General features: G+C 62.8%; 18 protein-coding genes and 1 riboswitch. Of the genes, 7 read left to right on the forward strand and 11 right to left on the reverse strand.

Annotated features, from left to right (window positions below):
• Nucleotides 1-25 precede the first annotated feature (25 nt).
• The 7 genes from QQL85_RS05835 to tkt form a co-directional block, all read right to left on the reverse strand.
• Nucleotides 26-2,152 (reverse strand): putative bifunctional diguanylate cyclase/phosphodiesterase, encoded by a 2,127-nt coding sequence (locus tag QQL85_RS05835; protein WP_284353222.1) that lies wholly within the window; start codon nt 2,150-2,152, stop codon nt 26-28.
• Between the two features lie 210 nt (nt 2,153-2,362).
• Complete coding sequence (fba, locus tag QQL85_RS05840) at nt 2,363-3,427, reverse strand: class II fructose-bisphosphate aldolase (protein ID WP_016712383.1); 1,065 nt, start codon at nt 3,425-3,427, stop codon at nt 2,363-2,365.
• A 100-nt stretch (nt 3,428-3,527) separates the two neighbouring features.
• Entirely contained in the window at nt 3,528-3,857 is a 330-nt protein-coding gene (locus tag QQL85_RS05845; RefSeq protein WP_284353221.1) for an MliC family protein, read from the reverse strand.
• A gap of 63 nt (nt 3,858-3,920) precedes the next feature.
• Nucleotides 3,921-4,172, reverse strand: coding sequence for a hypothetical protein (locus tag QQL85_RS05850; protein ID WP_019097664.1), 252 nt, complete (start codon nt 4,170-4,172; stop codon nt 3,921-3,923).
• Nucleotides 4,172-5,335 (reverse strand): phosphoglycerate kinase, encoded by a 1,164-nt coding sequence (locus tag QQL85_RS05855; protein WP_284353220.1) that lies wholly within the window; start codon nt 5,333-5,335, stop codon nt 4,172-4,174. The genes QQL85_RS05850 and QQL85_RS05855 overlap by 1 nt, the downstream gene beginning before the upstream one ends.
• Nucleotides 5,336-5,347: 12 nt before the next feature.
• Nucleotides 5,348-6,409 carry an erythrose-4-phosphate dehydrogenase gene (gene epd, locus QQL85_RS05860; protein ID WP_012274524.1) on the reverse strand — a complete coding sequence of 354 codons (1,062 nt, stop codon included), beginning with the start codon at nt 6,407-6,409 and terminating at the stop codon, nt 5,348-5,350.
• 150 nt (nt 6,410-6,559) lie between these two features.
• Nucleotides 6,560-8,557 carry a transketolase gene (tkt, locus tag QQL85_RS05865; protein ID WP_284353219.1) on the reverse strand — a complete coding sequence of 666 codons (1,998 nt, stop codon included), beginning with the start codon at nt 8,555-8,557 and terminating at the stop codon, nt 6,560-6,562.
• A 229-nt stretch (nt 8,558-8,786) separates the two neighbouring features.
• On the opposite strand from tkt, the gene QQL85_RS05870 reads away from it, so the two are divergent.
• The 4 genes from QQL85_RS05870 to QQL85_RS05885 all read left to right on the forward strand — a co-directional run bounded on the left by QQL85_RS05870 (nt 8,787) and on the right by QQL85_RS05885 (nt 13,359).
• Complete coding sequence (locus tag QQL85_RS05870; protein ID WP_284353218.1) at nt 8,787-9,779, forward strand: ArsR/SmtB family transcription factor; 993 nt, start codon at nt 8,787-8,789, stop codon at nt 9,777-9,779.
• 18 nt (nt 9,780-9,797) lie between these two features.
• Nucleotides 9,798-10,988: a methionine adenosyltransferase gene (gene metK, locus QQL85_RS05875; RefSeq protein ID WP_016489516.1), complete on the forward strand. Its 1,191-nt coding sequence runs from the start codon at nt 9,798-9,800 to the stop codon at nt 10,986-10,988.
• A 145-nt stretch (nt 10,989-11,133) separates the two neighbouring features.
• Entirely contained in the window at nt 11,134-12,834 is a 1,701-nt protein-coding gene (gene ligB, locus QQL85_RS05880) for an NAD-dependent DNA ligase LigB (protein ID WP_284353217.1), read from the forward strand.
• Between the two features lie 132 nt (nt 12,835-12,966).
• Nucleotides 12,967-13,359, forward strand: a complete 393-nt coding sequence (locus QQL85_RS05885; protein ID WP_284353216.1) for a DUF1090 domain-containing protein — start codon at nt 12,967-12,969, stop codon at nt 13,357-13,359.
• Between the two features lie 54 nt (nt 13,360-13,413).
• Here QQL85_RS05885 and QQL85_RS05890 read toward each other — a convergent pair whose 3' ends face one another.
• Nucleotides 13,414-13,860, reverse strand: a complete 447-nt coding sequence (locus QQL85_RS05890) for a c-type cytochrome (RefSeq protein WP_284353215.1) — start codon at nt 13,858-13,860, stop codon at nt 13,414-13,416.
• Nucleotides 13,861-13,979: 119 nt separating this feature from the next.
• On the opposite strand from QQL85_RS05890, the gene mltA reads away from it, so the two are divergent.
• Nucleotides 13,980-15,131 (forward strand): murein transglycosylase A, encoded by a 1,152-nt coding sequence (gene mltA, locus QQL85_RS05895; RefSeq protein WP_284353214.1) that lies wholly within the window; start codon nt 13,980-13,982, stop codon nt 15,129-15,131.
• A 117-nt stretch (nt 15,132-15,248) separates the two neighbouring features.
• Here the strand turns inward: mltA and QQL85_RS05900 are convergent, their stop codons facing one another.
• Nucleotides 15,249-15,635 carry an MAPEG family protein gene (locus QQL85_RS05900; protein ID WP_284353213.1) on the reverse strand — a complete coding sequence of 129 codons (387 nt, stop codon included), beginning with the start codon at nt 15,633-15,635 and terminating at the stop codon, nt 15,249-15,251.
• 27 nt (nt 15,636-15,662) lie between these two features.
• Nucleotides 15,663-16,496, reverse strand: a complete 834-nt coding sequence (locus tag QQL85_RS05905; protein ID WP_284353212.1) for an EamA family transporter — start codon at nt 16,494-16,496, stop codon at nt 15,663-15,665.
• Nucleotides 16,497-16,688: 192 nt separating this feature from the next.
• Here QQL85_RS05905 and QQL85_RS05910 point away from each other — a divergent pair, with 192 nt between their 5' ends.
• The gene (locus QQL85_RS05910; protein ID WP_016712396.1) at nt 16,689-17,924 is read left to right on the forward strand and encodes a cation:proton antiporter; all 1,236 of its coding nucleotides are present in this window, start codon (nt 16,689-16,691) and stop codon (nt 17,922-17,924) included.
• Nucleotides 17,925-18,046: 122 nt separating this feature from the next.
• On the opposite strand, the gene QQL85_RS05915 is transcribed toward QQL85_RS05910, so the two are convergent.
• Nucleotides 18,047-18,448, reverse strand: coding sequence for an acyl-CoA thioesterase (locus QQL85_RS05915; protein WP_016712397.1), 402 nt, complete (start codon nt 18,446-18,448; stop codon nt 18,047-18,049).
• Between the two features lie 178 nt (nt 18,449-18,626).
• Nucleotides 18,627-18,723, forward strand: a riboswitch (S-adenosyl-L-homocysteine riboswitch).
• A 20-nt stretch (nt 18,724-18,743) separates the two neighbouring features.
• Here QQL85_RS05915 and ahcY point away from each other — a divergent pair.
• Nucleotides 18,744-20,153 carry an adenosylhomocysteinase gene (gene ahcY / locus QQL85_RS05920; protein WP_284353211.1) on the forward strand — a complete coding sequence of 470 codons (1,410 nt, stop codon included), beginning with the start codon at nt 18,744-18,746 and terminating at the stop codon, nt 20,151-20,153.
• Nucleotides 20,154-20,164: the final 11 nt, after the last annotated feature.

The raw sequence follows: 20,164 nt of genomic DNA on the forward strand, positions 1-20,164 counted from the left end.
CGTAACGAATGCCGATTCTAGCCAATCAAGGCCCTGGCCAGGAGAAAATCGCCGGAAAGCCGCTGGCATCCGCCGCGGTCATCGGGTACCCCACCAGGAAGCCCTGCACATATTCGCACCCATTGGCCTTGAGCCAAGCCGCCTGGGCCGGGGTTTCCACACCCTCGGCGATCACCGTGATGCTGTAATCGGCGCACAGGCCGATGACACTGCGGACCAAGGCAGCATCTACCGCCGAATCGGGCAAGCGCGCCACCAGGTGGCGATCGAGCTTCAAGGTGTCGATCGGCAAGTCACGCAGCATGCGCAACGAGCAGTCGCCTGCGCCAAAATCATCCAGGGCCACCCGCACCCCCAGCTCGCGCAAGCGGTGTATCTGTTTGACCGCCGCATCGATGTTGTACATCAGCGAGGTCTCCGCAACTTCCACCTCCAACTGCGCCGGGTCCAGCTGGTACAGCTGGATCACCCGCTGCAACTCTTCAACCAGGCCGGGCATGACGAACTGCGCGCGGCTCAAGCTGATGCCGAGCACAAGGTCTGCGGGGAAGCGTTCGTACCAGGCCTGACGCTGGGCGGCCCCCTGACGATAGATCCAGCTGGCCAGGCGGTTGATCAGGCGCGCTTCTTCCAGCAACGGAATGAACAGCCCCGGCGGTACGTCGCCAACGCTGGGGTGCTGCCAGCGCAACAAGGCCTCGAAGCCACGCAGACGGCCATCGATGAAGGACACCTGCGGCTGGTACACCAGGGTAAAGTCCTGCTGCTCGATGGCAGCGCGCACGCCGTCTTCCAGCATCAGCCGCGAGCGCGCCCGGCCATTGAGTTCCTGGTCATAGAAACGGTACTGCTGGCGCCCGGCCTGCTTGGCTGCGTACATCGCCGCATCGGCCGCACGCAACAGGCCTTCGACGTTGGCCCCGCAATCGGGGTAAGTCGCAATGCCGATACTGACGCCGAGGGTCACATCAAGCCCTTCGATCTGATGGCTGATGGAAATGCGTTCAAGCAATTTCTCGGCATATCGCCCTGCTTGCTCGGGGTAAGGCAGGCTATCAAACAGCGCGGTAAATTCATCACCGCCCATCCGTGCGAGCAACGCCTCGCTACCCAGGCAATCCTTGAGTTGCTCGCCCACCCAGCGCAGCACACGGTCACCGGTTTCGTGGCCCAACGAGTCGTTGATGCGCTTGAAGCCATCGAGGTCCATGTACATCAGCGCCTGCGCCTTGTCCGAGCGCTCGTTTCGCAGCAGCGCCCCTTCGGCAGCCTGGTAGAAACCCCGGCGGTTGAGCAACCCGGTGAGCGGGTCGGTGACGGCCTGGTACTCCAGCTGCTGGTGCAGGTTGCGCACCACTGACATGTCCAGCACCGTCACCACCATGGCCTGCTGGTCGGCCGGCAGCGGAGCACAGGACAGCGCCACCGGCACCAGCTCGCCCCCCAAGGTGCGCAACTGGGCATCGTGCACGCGGAAAATACGCCGGCCCAGGTAGGCCTGGTAGAAGTCTGACTCGCCCCACAGACTGGCACTGGCCAGTTGCACCAGGTCAAGCAGGTGGGCGCCCTGCAACTGCTGCACCGGTGCCGACAGCAAGCGCGAAATGGCCGGGTTGGCAAAACTGATGACACCTTGGGCATCCACCACCAGGATGCCCTCGGCAGCATTCTCCAGGATCGATGCGTTAAACGCCCTGGCGGCCTCCAGCTCTCGGCTCAGACGTTGCAGCATGCGCCGGTTGCGCTGCTGCTCGAGCAGGGCCTGCACCTTGGGCTTGAGAATTTGCGGGTCGAATGGTTTGAACATGTAGTCCACTGCGCCGCTGGCGTAGCCTTTGAGCACGGCCGCTTCGGACTGTTCGTTGGCGGTGAGGAAGATGATCGGGGTCAGCCGGGTGCGTTGGCTGCCACGCATTAGCCGGGCGACTTCGAAACCGTCCATTTCCGGCATCTGTACATCCAGCAGGACCAGGTCGACATCGTGTTCAAGCAACGCACTCAAGGCTTCCATCCCCGAGCTTGCCGTCAACACTTGCCAGTCCTGTCGGGCCAGCAAGGCCCGCATGCTGATGAGGTTCTCGGGGTAGTCGTCTACCACCAGAAGAACCGAGCTGCCATCCAGTGGCTGTGGTTGAGCTTGAGCGCCATCCATGCTGCTTCTCTGTTATGTGACCGACTTCAAAATACGGTTGGATCCATTAGTACTTTAGACCCGAGGCTGTAACGCGCAATGCAATCAGAACGCTATCAGTGGCTCAACTGTACGGTAGCCGACTAACGGTCGGTTTGCCGGATTTATGTGCAGGTTCTGTCAGCCATAAAAAAACCCGCATCGCTGCGGGTTTTTCATGCTGCCAGTCGATCAGTTGACCTTGGCGGCCAACTCACCTTTCAGGTAGCGCTGGTACATGCCTTCCAGGGAGATCGGCTTGATCTTCGAGGCATTGCCGGCAGTGCCGAAAGCTTCATAACGAGCGATGCACACGTCACGCATGGCCTTGACGGTTTCACCGAAGAACTTGCGTGGGTCGAACTCGCTCGGGTTCTGTGCCATCAGGCGGCGCATGGCACCGGTAGAGGCCAGACGCAGGTCAGTGTCGATGTTGACCTTGCGCACGCCGTACTTGATGCCTTCGACGATCTCTTCGACCGGTACACCGTAGGTTTCTTTAATGTCGCCGCCGTACTGGTTGATGATCGCCAGCCACTCTTGCGGCACCGAGGAAGAACCGTGCATCACCAGGTGGGTGTTAGGGATGCGCTTGTGGATTTCCTTGATGCGGTCGATGGCCAGCACGTCACCGGTTGGTGGCTTGGTGAACTTGTAGGCACCGTGGCTGGTACCGATGGCGATGGCCAGGGCGTCGACCTGGGTCTTCTTGACGAAGTCGGCCGCTTCTTCCGGGTCGGTCAGCATCTGGCTGTGGTCCAACACGCCTTCGGCGCCGATACCGTCTTCTTCACCAGCCATGCCAGTTTCCAGCGAACCCAGGCAGCCCAGCTCGCCTTCTACCGAAACACCGCAGGCGTGTGCCATGGCAACGGTCTGCTGGGTAACGCGGACGTTGTACTCGTAGTCGGTCGGGGTCTTGCCGTCTTCACCCAGCGAACCGTCCATCATCACCGAGCTGAAGCCCAGCTGGATCGAGCGCTGGCAGACGTCCGGGCTGGTGCCGTGGTCCTGGTGCATGCACACCGGGATGTGCGGGAATTCTTCGATGGCCGCCAGGATCAGGTGACGCAGGAACGGGGCGCCAGCGTATTTGCGGGCACCGGCCGAGGCCTGGACGATCACCGGGGAGTCGGTCTTGTCGGCCGCTTCCATGATGGCGCGCATCTGCTCGAGGTTGTTGACGTTGAAAGCTGGTACGCCGTAACCGAACTCGGCGGCGTGGTCCAGCATCTGGCGCATGCTAATGAGTGCCATTGTGTATCTCTCTCCCGACAAGCGTCGTATGTTTCGTGCAAGCCTGCCGCAGGGGCGGTTGCTGTTCAAGTAGTGTGGGCCACCGTCGCGGCCCGGCCAGTCACGGTGCCTTGCAGCCCCGCCCAATCAGATCGTTGGTTGCCACCCAGTACACCAGGCCTTCATCGCCCTTGGTGTGGAAGGCCAGCATGCCATCGCTGTACAGCGCTCCCGACGCACCCGGCTCGGACTTGAGCCGGTAAACCTGGTCACCGCCGCCAAGGCGCACGTCGACCTGGTCGCGTTGTGCATCGGCGAAGCGCCACAGCACTTCGGCCTGGGTGTCGCAGACCCAACGGGTCCAGTTGTCTGCCGGGGCGGGTTGCGCCGGCTGCAGCAGTGAGCATCCTGCCAGTGTCGCCAGGGCCGTCACGGCCAAAAGCGCTTTCATTACATATCCTCTAGATGACCACACAGCGGTCGCTTGGTTGCCTGGCCCGACGAAACGCCGGGGTCAAGGGCAACCCGGCGCCTTGCGCTGGTGGTCTTCGTCGTACTTTTCCAGGCCTTCCGGGCCCACGCGCTTGCTGATGACCGGCACAGTTTCAGCCTGCCATTCGGACTGATAGCAGCCGCCCTTGGGCGAATGCGCCGGGTCGGCATCAGAAGCCGGGCTGCCAGAGCAGGCGCTCAGCAGGCCGGCCAGCATCATCACAGGCAATTGCTTGACCATCAGGCCACTCCCTTTGCCAAGCGCCGACGTCATCAGGCCTTGGCCCGCTCTTCCAGGATTGCCACGGCTGGCAGGACCTTGCCCTCGACGAATTCGAGGAAGGCGCCACCACCGGTAGAAATGTAGGAGATTTCCTTGCTGACGCCATATTTGTCGATAGCAGCCAGGGTGTCACCGCCACCGGCGATGGAGAACGCGGCGCTGTCGGCGATGGCCTTGGCCAGCACCTGGGTGCCGTTGCCGAACTGATCGAATTCGAACACGCCGACCGGACCGTTCCACAGGATGGTCTTCGACGACTTCAGCAGCTCGGCGAAGTTGGCTGCGGTTTGCGGGCCGATGTCCAGGATCATGTCGTCGGCAGCAACGTCGGCAATGGCTTTGACAGTGGCTTCGGCGCTTTCGGCAAATTCCTTGGCAACCACCACGTCAACGGGCAGCGGTACGTTGACCTTGGCAGCGATGGCTTTGGCGGTGTCGACCAGATCAGGTTCGTACAGCGACTTGCCGACCGGGTGACCGGCTGCAGCCAGGAAGGTATTGGCGATACCGCCACCCACGATCAGCAGATCGCAGACAGCGCTCAGGCTGTTCAGCACGTCCAGTTTGGTGGAAACCTTTGAACCGGCAACGATGGCCGCCATCGGCTTGGCCGGGGCTTTCAGGGCCTTGCCCAGGGCATCCAGCTCGGCAGCCAGCAGCGGGCCAGCAGCAGCGACCTTGGCGAACTTGGCCACACCATGGGTCGAACCTTCGGCGCGGTGAGCGGTGCCGAATGCGTCCATGACGAACACGTCGCACAGGGCGGCGTACTTCTGCGCCAGCTCGTCGGCGTTCTTTTTCTCGCCCTTGTTGAAACGCACGTTCTCGAACAGCACCAGGTCACCGGCCTTGACCTCGACACCGTCCAGGTAGTCGGCAACCAGCGGCACGTCACGGCCCAGGGCCTTGCTCAGGTAGTCGGCAACCGGCTTGAGGCTGTTCTCGGCAGAGAACTCGCCTTCAGTCGGGCGGCCCAGGTGCGAGCAAACCATTACCGCTGCGCCCTTCTCCAGGGCCAGCTTGATGGTCGGCAGCGCTGCCAGGATACGCGCATCGCTGGCTACCACACCGTCCTTCACAGGCACGTTGAGGTCTTCGCGGATCAGTACGCGCTTACCTTGCAGGTCGAGGTCGGTCATCTTCAACACGGTCATGAATGCAGTCCTTCAGGGCTGTTTGTTGCGGGTTGGGTGAACGACGTGCAGAAAGTGTTCGGCAACGTCGAGCATTCGGTTGGCAAAACCCCATTCGTTGTCGAACCAGGCCAGCAGGTTCACCAGGCGGGGGCCGGAAACTCGCGTCTGGCTGGCATCGACGATCGCCGAATGCGGGTCATGGTTGAAATCACAGCTGGCGTGCGGCAGCTCGGTGTAGGCCAGCAAGCCTTTGAGCGGGCCTTCCAGCGCGGCCTCGCGCAGCACCCGGTTGACCTCGGCCGCGCTGGTGTCGCGGGCGGTCTGCAGGGTGATGTCCAGGCACGAGACGTTGACGGTGGGTACACGTACCGCTTTGGCCTGGATTCGCCCGGCAAGTTCCGGCAGCAGGCGCTCGATGCCACGCGCCAGACCGGTGGACACCGGGATCACCGACTGGAAGGCCGAACGCGTGCGGCGCAGGTCTTCGTGGTGATACGCATCGATCACCGGCTGGTCGTTCATCGCCGAGTGAATGGTGGTGATCTGCACATATTCGATGCCGAACGCCTGGTCCAGTACACGCAGCAGCGGCACGCCGCAGTTGGTGGTACACGAGGCGTTGGACACCAGGCGCTCGCTGCCGGTCAGGCAGGCCTGGTTGATCCCGTAGACCACCGTGGCGTCAACGTCGGCCTCGCTGGCCATGGGCTGCGAGAACAGCACCCTGGGTGCTCCGGCGTCGAGGAAGCGCTGGCCATCGGCACGGGTGTTATAGGCACCCGAGCACTCCAGTACCAGGTCGATGCCCAGCGCAGCCCAGTCGATGCCTTCGGGCGTGGCACTGCGCATTACCTTCACGCAGTCACCATTGATATGCAGGCAATCGCCATCGACCTTCACCTCACCGGGGAAACGCCCGTGGGTGGAGTCGAAGCGTGTCAGGTATTCCAGGCTGGCCTGGTCGGCCAGGTCGTTCAGCGCGACGATCTCGAAACCGGCCTTCGCCCCCCGCTCGAACAGCGCGCGCAGGACACAGCGGCCGATACGGCCATAACCGTTGAGTGCAACTTTGTAGGGACGCAGGTGAGGCATAGGTAGCTCTTGAACTCCGGCAGTTGAACGGGGCCGCTGCGCGGCCCATTCGCGGCACAAGGCCGCTCCCACAGAGGACGGCGTGCGCAATACCCTGTGGGAGCGGCCTTGTGCCGCGAACGAGGGCCAAAGGCCCTCGACTTCCTTGTATCAGTCTTCCAGCAGCTCTTCGGCAGTGCCCAGGATGTTCTCCAGGGTGAAGCCGAATTCTTCGAACAGTGCCGAAGCTGGCGCCGACTCACCGTAGGTGGTCATGCCAATGATACGGCCTTCCAGGCCGACGTACTTGTACCAGAAGTCGGCGTGAGCAGCTTCGATGGCGATGCGCGCACCCACTTCCAGCGGCAGTACGGACTGCTTGTAGGCAGCGTCCTGAGCGTCGAACACGCTGGTGCTCGGCATCGACACGACGCGCACCTTGCGGCCTTGCTCGGTCAGCTTGTCGAAGGCCTGAACGGCCAGGCCCACTTCGGAACCGGTGGCGATCAGGATCAGCTCAGGCTCACCAGCGCAGTCCTTGAGCGCATAACCACCACGGGCGATGTCGGCGATCTGCGCATCGCTGCGCACCTGATGCTGCAGGTTCTGACGCGAGAAGATCAGCGCCGATGGGCCGTCTTTGCGCTCCAGGGCGTGCTTCCAGGACACGGCGGATTCCACGGCGTCGGCCGGGCGCCAGGTGTCCAGGTTCGGCGTGCTGCGCAGGCTGGCCAGTTGCTCGATCGGCTGGTGAGTCGGGCCGTCTTCGCCCAGGCCGATGGAGTCGTGGGTGTAGACGTGGATCACGCGCTGCTTCATCAGGGCGGACATGCGCACGGCGTTGCGGGCGTATTCCATGAACATCAGGAAGGTCGCGCCGTAAGGCACCAGGCCACCGTGCAGGGCAACGCCGTTCATGATGGCGGTCATGCCGAACTCGCGCACGCCGTAGTACATGTAGTTGCCATTGGCATCCTCATGGCTGACGCCCTTGCAACCTTTCCACAGGGTCAGGTTGGAGCCGGCCAGGTCAGCCGAGCCGCCCAGCAGTTCCGGCAGCAGCGGGCCAAAGGCGTTCAGGGTGTTCTGGCTGGCCTTGCGGCTGGCGATGGTTTCGCCCTTGGCCGCGACTTCAGCAATGTAGGCAGCGGCTTTTTCCGCGAAATCGGCCGGCAGCTCACCGCTCAGACGGCGCTTGAGCTCGCTGGCCAGCTCCGGGAAGGCAGCGGCGTAGGCGTCGAAACGCGTGTTCCACTCGGCTTCGGCCTTGGCACCGGCCTGCTTGGCGTCCCACTCGGCGTAGATGTCGGCAGGGACTTCGAACGGACCGTGGTTCCAGTTCAGTTCCTTGCGGGCCAGGGCGATTTCGTCATTACCCAGCGGAGCACCGTGGCAGTCTTCCTTACCCTGCTTGTTCGGCGAACCGAAACCGATGATGGTCTTGCAGCAGATCAGGGTCGGGCGGTCGCTCTTGCGGGCGGTCTCGATGGCGGTACGGATTTCGTCGGCGTCGTGGCCATTGACGTTGCGGATCACCAGCCAGTTGTAAGACTCGAAACGCTTCGGCGTGTCGTCGGTGAACCAGCCTTCCACTTCACCGTCGATGGAGATGCCGTTGTCGTCATAGAACGCAACCAGCTTGTTCAGGCCCAGGGTGCCGGCCAGCGAGGCGACTTCGTGGGAGATGCCTTCCATCATGCAGCCATCGCCCAGGAACACATAGGTGTTGTGGTCGACGACGTTGTGGCCTTCACGGTTGAACTGGGCGCCCAGCACTTTTTCGGCCAGGGCAAAGCCCACGGCGTTGGCCAGGCCTTGGCCCAGCGGGCCGGTGGTGGTCTCGACACCCGGGGTGTAGCCGAACTCCGGGTGGCCCGGGGTACGGCTGTGCAACTGGCGGAACGACTTGAGGTCATCGAGGGTGACGTCATAGCCGGTCAGGTGCAGCAGCGAGTAGATCAGCATCGAGCCGTGGCCGTTGGACAGCACGAAGCGGTCACGGTCGGCGAAATTCGGGTTGCTCGGGTTGTGCTTCAGATAGTCGCGCCAAAGCACTTCGGCGATATCCGCCATGCCCATGGGGGCACCTGGGTGGCCGCTGTTGGCCTTTTGCACGGCATCCATGCTGAGGGCACGAATGGCGTTGGCACGTTCACGACGGCTGGGCATCGCTGATCTCCTGGGGGGCTTGAATAGGTGGTGTCACGAAAAAAGGCGGCCATTTTCGCCCACTGGGGGGGCTTGGGGCAATGACGTATGGTCGCAGTCGGGGGATTTTCCTGTGATTGGCCTTCAATTCGGGGCAAAACCGGGTTAACCGTCCCGCCCATCACCCAATATCAAAACTTTTTGATATTGGCCTTGCTAGGGCATCGATGCCTGTCTAGACTGCCGCCCCATGAACCTCCGTGCGCAATCGATCCCCGAGCAACGCGAAGCATTGGCCGCCCTGTGCAAAGCCAGTGGCGACGCGCTGCGCCTGAACGTATTGCGCGCACTGGCCAACGACTCGTTCGGCGTGCTGGAGCTGGCGCAGATCTTCGACATCGGCCAGTCGGGCATGAGCCACCACCTGAAGGTGCTGGCCCAGGCCGAGCTGGTGGCAACCCGCCGCGAAGGCAACGCCATCTTCTATCGCCGCGCCCTGCCCGACGGCCTGCGCCTGGGGGGGCGGCTGCATGCGGCGCTACTCGAAGAAGTCGACGACTTGGCCCTGCCGCCCGATGTGCAGGCGCGGGTCGCCCAGGTGCAGCAGCGCCGCGCGGCCACCAGCCAGGACTTCTTCCAGCGCGTGGAAGAGAAGTTTCGCGCCCAGCAAGACCTGATCGCCGGCCTGCCGCAGTACCGCGAAAGCCTGCTGGCGCTGCTCGACAAACTGCATTTCGACCCGGCCGCCAGCGCCCTGGAGGTCGGCCCCGGTGACGGCGGCTTCCTCCCCGACCTGGCCCGGCGCTTCGCCCAGGTCACCGCCCTGGACAACAGCCCGACCATGCTCGAACTGGCGCGCCAGGTGTGCCAGCGCGAAGGGCTTCACAACGTCAACCTGCAGTTGGCCGATGCACTGGGTGCAACGGATGTGGCCGCCGACTGCGTTGTGCTGAACATGGTGTTGCACCATTTCAGCGACCCGGCCCTGGCCTTGCGCCAGCTGGCCAAACGGGTAAAGGCAGGCGGCAGCCTGCTGGTCACCGAACTGTGCAGCCATGACCAGGGGTGGGCGCGCGAAGCCTGCGGCGACCTGTGGCTTGGCTTCGAACAGGACGACCTGGCCCGCTGGGCCAACGCTGCCGGGCTGGCCCACGGGGACAGCCTGTATGTGGGCTTGCGTAACGGTTTCCAGATCCAGGTCCGCCATTTCCAGCGGACAGCTGGCGACATACACCATCGGTAAATTTCAGGAACCTTCGAGATGAGCGAATACTCCCTTTTCACCTCCGAGTCCGTGTCCGAAGGGCATCCGGACAAGATCGCCGACCAGATTTCGGACGCTGTCCTAGATGCCATCATCGCCCAGGACAAATACGCCCGCGTAGCCTGCGAAACCCTGGTCAAGACCGGTGTCGCCATCATCGCCGGCGAAGTCACCACTTCAGCCTGGGTCGACCTGGAAGACCTGGTGCGTAAAGTCATCATCGACATCGGCTACAACAGTTCCGACGTCGGCTTCGACGGTGCCACCTGCGCCGTGATGAACATCATCGGCAAGCAGTCGGTGGACATCGCCCAGGGCGTGGACCGTTCCAAGCCTGAAGACCAGGGCGCTGGCGACCAGGGCCTGATGTTCGGCTATGCCAGCAACGAAACCGAAGTGCTGATGCCAGCACCGATCTGCTTCTCGCACCGCCTGGTCGAGCGCCAGGCCGAAGCGCGCAAATCCGGCCTGCTGCCATGGCTGCGCCCGGACGCCAAGTCGCAAGTCACCTGCCGCTACGAAAACGGCAAGGTGGTCGGTATCGACGCCGTGGTGCTGTCGACCCAGCACAACCCGGAGGTTTCGCAGAAAGACCTGCAAGAGGCCGTGATGGAGCTGATCGTCAAGCACACCCTGCCTGCCGAGCTGCTGCACAAGGGCACCCAGTACCACATCAACCCGACTGGTAACTTCATCATCGGTGGCCCGGTGGGTGACTGTGGCTTGACCGGCCGCAAGATCATCGTCGACTCCTACGGCGGCATGGCCCGCCACGGTGGTGGCGCGTTCTCCGGCAAGGACCCGTCCAAGGTCGACCGTTCCGCCGCCTACGCCGGTCGCTACGTCGCCAAGAACATCGTTGCCGCTGGCCTGGCCGAGCGTTGCGAGATCCAGGTGTCCTACGCCATTGGCGTGGCCCAGCCGACCTCCATCTCGATCAACACCTTCGGTACCGGCAAGGTTTCCGACGACAAGATCATCCAGCTGGTGCGCGAGTGCTTCGACCTGCGTCCGTACGCCATCACCACCATGCTCGACCTGCTGCACCCGATGTACCAGGAAACCGCTGCCTACGGCCACTTCGGCCGCGAGCCGCAGCAGAAGACTGTCGGCGACGACACCTTCACCACCTTCACCTGGGAGCGCACCGACCGCGCCCAGTCGCTGCGTGACGCTGCCGGCCTGTAAGTTTCCTACAGCGCCAGGCGAAAGCCCCTGCCGAGTGATCGGCAGGGGCTTTTTTGTGACATATCGGCTGACAATCGCGCTGCGGCAAGCACCTGCGAACCTGCCTAGGCTGGGGCTTCCCCCCCGCCACGCAAGGATGCTGGCCATGCTGTACACGCTGTTGTTCTCCCTGCTGCTGTTGCTGCAGGCCCCATTGGCCTGGGCCGAGCAGTGCCCCGACTGGACGCCACAACGGGTCGACACCGAGGTCGCACAACTGCGGGCCACACTTGCCCGCTGGGACGACCACTACCACCGCCAAGGCATCGCACTGGTTGCCGACGAGCTGTACGACCAAAGCAGGCAACGTCTGGGGCACCTGCAGCAGTGCTTTGGCCTTACTGCCAGTCCGTCTCCCTTGGCCAGCGCGCGCGGCCCGATCAACCACCCGGTGCCGCATACCGGCGTCGACAAGCTGGCAGACCACCAGGCCGTGGTGCGCTGGATGGCCGGCAAGACCGGGATATGGGTGCAGCCCAAGGTCGACGGTGTTGCGGTTTCCCTCCTCTATCGACAAGGTCGCCTGGTACAACTGATCAGCCGGGGTGACGGGGTGCAAGGGCATGACTGGAGCCGGCACATTCCCCAGCTCGGCGCAGTCACCCGACAGTTACCTCAGGCGGTTGATCTGCACTTGCAAGGTGAGCTGTACCTGCGCCTGAGCGAACATGTGCAAGCCAAGGCAGGCAGTGCCAATGCCCGCGGCACCGTGGCCGGGCTGCTCGCACGCAAGCAACTGACCGACGAGCAGGGGAACGCGATCGGCCTGTTCGTGTGGGGCTGGCCGCATGGCCCCGAGCAACAGGCCGAACGCCTTGCACAGCTGGCACAACTGGGTTTCCCGGATAGCCAGCGTTACAGCATCGCCATCGATACGCTGGAGGATGCAGCGCACTGGCGTGAGCATTGGTATCGCTCCCCCCTGCCCTTCGCCAGCGATGGCGTGATCCTGCGCCAGGGCAGTCGGCCACCCGCGCAGCGCTGGCAGGCCAAGGCGCCGTACTGGATCGCGGCCTGGAAATACCCTTACATGCTGGCCTTGGCCGAAGTACATGACGTGCGCTTTCGGGTCGGCCGCACCGGCAGGGTCACGCCCATTGTGCATGTGCAGCCGGTAACCCTCGATGATCGGCGCATTACCCAGGTAAGCCTTGGCTCACTGGCGCGCTGGCAAGCCTTGGACATTCGCCCCGGCGACCAGGTGGCCATCAGCCTTGCCGGGCTGACCATTCCACGCTTCGACCACGTCGTGCACCGCGCTGTCGAGCGCCAGCCACTGGCCGCGCCTGCACCCGACCAGCATCATGCCCACAGCTGCTGGAAGGCCAGCGAGGGTTGTGAGGCGCAATTCATTGCTCGGCTTACCTGGCTCAGCGGCAAACAGGGCTTGGCCCTGCCACGCACAGGGCCCGGGACATGGCGTCGGCTGGTCGGCGCTGGCCTGGTAACTTCGATGACCGATTGGCTACAGCTCGATGTCGAGCGCCTGCAGCAGGTCCCCGGAATCAGCAGCGTCACTGCAGCGCAGCTGCTGGACAGTTTCGACCAGGCCCGCTCACGCCCGTTCGATAAGTGGCTGCGCGGCCTTGGCGCGCCCCTAGGCAAGCATTTGCAATGGACGGGCGACTGGCCGGAGCTGGCTTCACGCAGTGCCGGACAATGGCAAAGCGTGCCCGGCATCGGGGCAAAACGCTCACGTCAACTTGTGGATTTCTTCGCCGCCGCTGAGGTGCAAGCTATTGCCGCACAGTTGGCGAAAGACGGAATAGAAGGGTTCCCAGCCACGCCCCAGCGCATTGAGCAATGATTTTTTACCAAATAGCGCGTAGGAAAAACCCGAGATTCAACGGGAAAACCTCACCAAGGGTTTCTAAATGGGCAAAACCAAGGCAGGATTTCCACCAACTTTTGCTGCCCCGCCCCGTCCAGGAGGCTTTTCATGAAACGTATTTCGACCCTTTTGCTGCTCGCATCACTTGGCTTGGCTGCGGGCGCTGCCCAGGCTGCCGCGCCGGATGCCGGCCTGACCGGTTGCGCCGCCAAGCGCAGTGCCATCGAAAACCAGCTGAAGATTGCCCGTGACCACGGCAACAACGACCAGGTGGCAGGGCTGGAAGAAGCGCTGCGCGGGGTGGACAACTGCACCGACGCCAGCCTGCGCAAGGAACGTGAGCAGAAGGTGCTCGATGCCCGCCATGAAGTGGCGCAGCGGGAAAAAGACTTGAAGAAGGCCGAGAAGAAAGGCGACGCCGAGAAGATCAACAAGCGCAAGGACAAGCTGGCCGAGTCGCGTAAAGAGCTGCAGGAAGCAGTCGACGACCTCGACCGCTGACAGCGATTCGCGTTGTATTTACTGGCTTGCCGGCGATGAGGCCACTGCAGGCTATCAATGATTACGAAACTCGGTATGACAGGCCTTGCACGCCGCTTCGACCTTGTCCATTGGCGCCTTCAACTGCGCGGCGTCCAGCGTCGGGCTGCGCGTTACGCCGACCAGTTCGCCGGTAACGCCCTCCAGCTGTCGGGCCAGGTCATGAAAGCGCGCTTGGCGCTCCCATACCTCGGCCCGGGCGGCGCTGTCGCCGCCATCGCGTACCTGCGGAAAGTGCTGCCAGGGTTGGTGCGAGAGGTTGTCCAGCTTCAGCGCACCGTCGGCAAATTTCACCCCGTCGAACGGCAACCGGCCACGCAGCATGCCGCCCAGGTCTTCGCTGGTCTTGAGCATGTCCTTGAAAATTACCTTGCGCTTACCCAGTGGCGAGTTCGGGTCAACCCGGTCACAACCACTCAGGGCCAGGGCTGCCAGCAGAACAACGGTCAATCGCTTCAACATCACGCTCACTTCGGCCTACGCAAATGGGCGGCCAGTATCGCTGCCCAGGGGCCAAACACCAATAGCCACATAAAAAACAGGGGCGAATATTCATGTTCGCCCATGACAGGAATGCACACATGAAATCTGCCCTGCGCCACCTGGCCTGGACACTCCCGGTGCTGGCTTTGCTGGCCGGCTGCAATGGCGGCGAGAACGCCAAGCCCGAGCCCCACGCCATCGCCACCTACGCCCCGGCCACGTTTAAAGACCTGCCCGCAGTCAGCGATGAAGACCTGCTGGCCGGCTTCTACGCCTGGCGCAGCGGCTGCGAGAAGCTCAAGCGCGACCCGGTATGGGCCGCCACCTGCGAAGCGGCCGGCAGCGCCACGGCAAGTGCTGCCCAGGTGCGTACCTTCCTTGAGCAGAACCTGCAGGTGTACGGCCTGCGCTCCGCCGAGAACAATGCCAACGGCCTGATCACCGGCTACTACGAGCCGGTCTACCCTGGCAGCCTGAGCCAGTCGGCGACCAATCATGTGGCGGTTTACGGTCCCCCTGAAGACATGATCGTTGTCGACCTGGCCAGCGTGTACCCCGAACTGAAGGGCAAACGCCTGCGCGGCCGCCTCGATGGCCGGGTGCTCAAGCCTTACGACACCGCCGAAGTGATCAACCGTGACGGCGTCAAGGCGCCGGTGCTGGCCTGGCTGACCGATCCGATGGACCTGCAGTTCCTGCAGATCCAGGGTTCTGGCCGGGTACAGCTGGAAGATGGCCGGCAACTGCGCCTGGGCTACGCCGACCAGAACGGCCACCCTTACCGGCCAATCGGCCGCTGGCTGGTTGAACAGGGCCAGCTGAAGAAAGAAGAGGTGAGCATGGGCGCCATTCATGCCTGGGCCCAGGCCAACCCGCAGCGCGTGCCGGAACTGCTGGCCAGCAATCCCAGCTATGTGTTCTTCAGCACCCGCCCGGACAGCAACGAAGGCCCGCGTGGGTCGCTGAACGTGCCGCTGACTGCCGGCTACAGCGTAGCCATCGACCGTAAGGTGATTCCGCTGGGCAGCCTGCTGTGGCTGTCCACGACTCGCCCGGACGGCTCGCCGGTGGTGCGCCCGGTAGGCGCACAGGACACCGGTGGGGCAATCGCTGGCGAGGTGCGTGCGGACCTGTTCTGGGGGACCGGGCCGCAAGCCGGCGAACTGGCCGGCAACATGAAGCAACAGGGGCAGATCTGGATGCTGTGGCCCAAGGGCCAACCACTGCCCGAAGTTCCTAAGGTTCCCTGACGATACGCTAAACCTGTGGGAGCGGCGGGTTGACCCGCGAAGAAGACCACTCGGTGCATGGCACCGGCTTCGCCGGTGTTCGCGGCTAAAGCCGCTCCACAGGGACCGCACTCGGTTTCAGATGGAAACCACGAAGAACGACACGATCAGCGCCAACCCGGCAAACCACACCAGCGACCGCAAGGCAGCCCAATCGGCCAGGTAGCAGATGATGAAAAGCAAGCGGCTGGTGATGTACATCACCCCCAGCACATCCTGCGTCACCTGCTCGGCATTGCCGACGATGTCCGCCACCAGCACCGCTGCGGCGAACGCCGGGAATGCCTCGTAGCCATTCTGCTGCGCAGCGTGTGCACGCCGCGGCAAGCCCGACAAGGTATCGAGGAAGGCCCGCGGATCATGATTGTCCTTGAGGCCAAAGCGGCCACTGCTCACCTTGGCGATCAAGGCACACAGCGGGTTCAACAGCAGCGCGATCAGGATGCACCACAGGGCAACGGTCATGCTCAGGACTCCTTGTTCGAAAATGGGTTAGAGCTTCATCACCAGCATGCCTGCCAGCACCAGCCCGCAAGCTAGGAGTCTCGGGCCGCCAAAAGGTTCTTTGAGGTAGCGCATGCCGAACAGCACCACCAGAATCACGCTCAATTCCCGCAGTGCCGCCGCCTCGGCCACCGACCCCAGGTGCATGGCCCACAACACCAAGGCATAGCTGAACAATACGCAAAAACCGACCGCCAACCCCAGCCGCCATTGCGTTCGCCAGAACAGGACGAACGGGGCTCGCCGCGCCACGCTGGCCAGCAGCGGAAATTGCCAGGCGCTGAGCAGCGTCAGCCACACCAGGTAATCCCAAGGTTTGCCCCACAAGCGCACTGCCTGGCCGTCGAACCAGGTGTAACAGCCGATGCACAAGCCGATCAGGGCAACCACTGGCAGCATCGACCAGGGCAACCGGTCGCCGCCACCACCCTGCCACAGCAGGCAGGCCATGCCACACGGGATCAGCAGGATACCAATGATCTGCTGCTGGCTCAGCGACTCGCCGGCAAAGGCCAGGGTCAGCCCCAGCACCACCAGCGGTGACAGCCCGCGCATCAGAGGATAGACCAGCCCCAGGTCGCCCACGCGGTACGCCTGGATCAGCAGGTAGCGGTACAGCTGCTCGGCAAACGCCGAGGCTATCAACCAGGGCCATATTTCAACCGGCGGCACATCGACGAAGGCCACAGCCAGCACCGCGAACACCAGTGCCACCGTGTCCATGCTGGCGATCACCAGCAAGCGCTCGCCGCTGAACTTGATCAGGGTATTCCAGGTCGCATGCAGCAGGGCGGCGACCAGCACCAGGGATGTTGCCAACACGCCTTCTTATCCTTGTAAGATTTTTCCAAGGGTTGAATATATAGCTTTCCAAGGGGCCGCTGCGCGCCCCTGGCGGGGAACGATTTGGACTATTCCGGTCAAACCCTGTGTCCCGAACCCCGCGCCAGGTCATCAAAGAACTGCCCGAGCCATTCGGGTAACGACTTGGAAGCCACTGTTACAGGATTCGGGATGCTTGAATTAGTTGCCGCGTTTATCTGCCTCACCACCCTCCTTACCTACGTCAATTACCGCTTCATCGGCCTGCCCCCCGCCATCGGCGTCATGGTCACGGCATTGCTGTTCTCCCTGATGCTGCAGGGCCTGAGCCTGATCGGCTTCCCTGGCCTGGAAGAACGCGTCGAAGGCTTGATGAACCAGATCGACTTCAACGACCTGCTGATGCACTGGATGCTGGCCTTCCTGCTGTTTGCCGGCGCACTGCACGTCAACCTCAGCGACCTGCGCAGCTACCGCTGGCCCATCGGCCTGCTGGCGACATTGGGCGTGCTGATCGCCACCGTGGTCATCGGCTACTTGTCGCACTGGGTATTCGCCCTGTTCGGCTGGCAGGTGCCGTTGATCTACTGCTTGCTGTTCGGTGCACTGATCTCGCCCACCGACCCGATTGCCGTGCTGGGCGCGCTGCGTACTGCCAATGCGTCCAAACCGCTTAAAACCACCATCGTCGGCGAATCGCTGTTCAACGATGGCACTGCGGTTGTGGTGTTCACCGTGCTGCTGGGCATCATCCAGCTGGGCGAAACGCCGAGCATGACCGACACCGCGATACTGTTCGCCCGGGAGGCCATCGGCGGTGTGGTGTTCGGCGGCCTGATCGGCTACGCCACCTACCGTATGATCAAGAGCGTCGAGCAGTACCAGGTCGAGGTCATGCTGACCCTGGCGCTGGTCATCGGTGGTTCGGCGATGTGCTACGAACTGCACGTCTCGGCACCGATTGCCATGGTGGTGGCCGGCCTGATCATCGGCAACCTGGGACGCAACCTGGCGATGAACGACATGACCCGTCGCTACATGGACGGTTTCTGGGAGTTGATCGATGACATGCTCAACGCCTTGTTGTTCGCGCTGATCGGCCTGGAGCTGTTGCTGCTGCCGTTCAACTGGATGCACCTGGCAGCTGGCGGTGTGCTGGCGCTGGCGGTGCTGCTGTCGAGGCTGCTGACCGTGGCCCCGGCCATCGTGTTGCTGCGCCGCTGGCGGCCGGTACCGAAAGGCACGGTGCGGGTGCTGACCTGGGGTGGCCTGCGTGGCGGGGTGTCGGTGGCCCTGGCGCTGTCGTTGCCACTGGGCGAGGAGCGGGATCTGCTGCTGTCGATCACCTACATCGTGGTGTTGTCGTCGATCCTGGTGCAGGGCTTGAGCATCGGCCGGGTGGTGCGCAAGGTCAGCGCCCAACCTTGATTACATGTGCCGGCCTCTTCGCGGGTAAACCCGCTCCCACAGGTTATTCACTGCCTGGAAGGTAGCGAAAATCCTGTGGGAGCGGGTTTACCAGCGAAGAGGCCGGCACTGAAAACCTGGATCTACTCTACTGCACTGTCCGGGAACTGGTCCTGGATGTACTTGATCTCGGTACGCCCATGCGGCGCCGGCAGGCCGTCTTCACCCAGGTTGACGAAGACCATCTTGTCGACCGTGAGGATGGCCTTGCGGCTGATCTTGTTGCGCACTTCGCACTTGAGGGTGATCGAGGTACGGCCGAACTCGGTGGCGGTGATGCCCAGTTCGATGATGTCGCCCTGGCGCGAAGCACTGACGAAGTTGATTTCCGATATGTACTTGGTCACGACGCGCTGGTTGCCCAGCTGGACGATGGCATAGATGGCGGCCTCTTCGTCGATCCAGCGCAACAGGCTGCCACCGAACAGGGTGCCATTGGGGTTGAGGTCTTCGGGTTTAACCCACTTGCGGGTGTGAAAGTTCATCTGTACTCCTGACCTGCTTGGCTAACGTAGAGCAATGATGGCAGAGCCGCCGCCCTCGCTCCATTGAACATCGACTATCGTCGCGATTAATCGACAGAAAACCTTGGGCAACCTGGCAGGGGCAGCTATAATCTGCGCCGCTTCACATGGTTGCCCACAGCGGTGCCATGCCCGCCACCTGTCCGAGGGGCGCTGCAGCAGGCTAGGCCTGTCAGGCTCGGATGGGGCGTTGCTCGCTCTCGCGGGCGCTTAACGCACAACGGCGCCCATTCGCACACTACGAATGGAGGCTCTCATGAGCGCTGCAAACATGCCTGCTGGTTTTACCGATTTCAAAGTCGCCGACATCTCCCTGGCCGCCTGGGGCCGTCGCGAAACCATCATTGCCGAATCGGAAATGCCTGCGCTGATGGGCCTGCGTCGCAAGTACCTGACCGAGCAACCGCTCAAGGGTGCGAAGATCCTGGGCTGCATCCACATGACCATCCAGACTGCCGTGCTGATCGAAACCCTGGTTGCCCTGGGTGCCGAAGTGCGCTGGTCGTCCTGCAACATCTTCTCGACTCAAGACCAGGCCGCCGCATCGATCGCCGCTGCCGGCATCCCGGTATTCGCCTGGAAAGGTGAAACCGAAGAAGAGTACGAGTGGTGCCTGGAGCAGACCATCCTGAAAGATGGCCAGCCATGGGACGCCAACATGATCCTCGACGACGGCGGCGACCTGACCGAACTGCTGCACAAGAAATACCCGGCTGTGCTGGACCGTGTTCACGGCGTGACCGAAGAAACCACCACCGGCGTGCACCGCCTGCTGGACATGCTGGCCAAGGGCGAGCTGAAAGTCCCGGCGATCAACGTCAACGACTCGGTCACCAAGAGCAAGAACGACAACAAGTACGGCTGCCGTCACAGCCTGAACGACGCCATCAAGCGTGGTACCGACCACCTGCTGTCGGGCAAGCAGGCCCTGGTGATCGGCTACGGTGACGTGGGCAAGGGCTCGGCCCAGTCCCTGCGCCAGGAAGGCATGATCGTCAAGGTCACCGAAGTGGACCCGATCTGCGCCATGCAGGCCTGCATGGACGGCTTCGAGCTGGTTTCGCCGTTCATCGACGGTATCAACAACGGCACCGAGGCCAGCATCGACAAGGCCCTGCTGGGCAAGATCGACCTGATCGTGACCACCACCGGTAACGTCAACGTCTGCGACGCCAACATGCTCAAGGCCCTGAAGAAGCGTGCCGTGGTCTGCAACATCGGCCACTTCGACAACGAGATCGACACCGCCTTCATGCGCAAGAACTGGGCCTGGGAAGAGGTCAAGCCGCAGGTGCACAAGATCCACCGCACCGGCGCTGGCAGCTTCGACCCGCAGAACGATGACTACCTGATCCTGCTGGCCGAAGGCCGCCTGGTGAACCTGGGCAACGCCACTGGCCACCCAAGCCGCATCATGGACGGTTCGTTCGCCAACCAGGTACTGGCCCAGATCTTCCTGTTCGAGCAGAAGTTCGCCGACCTGTCGGACGAGAAGAAAGCCGAGCGCCTGACCGTTGAAGTGCTGCCGAAGAAACTCGACGAAGAAGTGGCCCTGGAAATGGTCCGCGGCTTCGGCGGCGTGGTCACCCAGCTGACCAAGCAGCAAGCCGACTACATCGGCGTGACCGTCGAAGGCCCGTTCAAGCCGCACGCCTACCGCTACTAAGTAGTCGCAGG

Origin of the sequence: Pseudomonas putida (genome assembly GCF_030159595.1) — a bacterium.
Taxonomy (GTDB): domain Bacteria; phylum Pseudomonadota; class Gammaproteobacteria; order Pseudomonadales; family Pseudomonadaceae; genus Aquipseudomonas; species Aquipseudomonas putida_AC.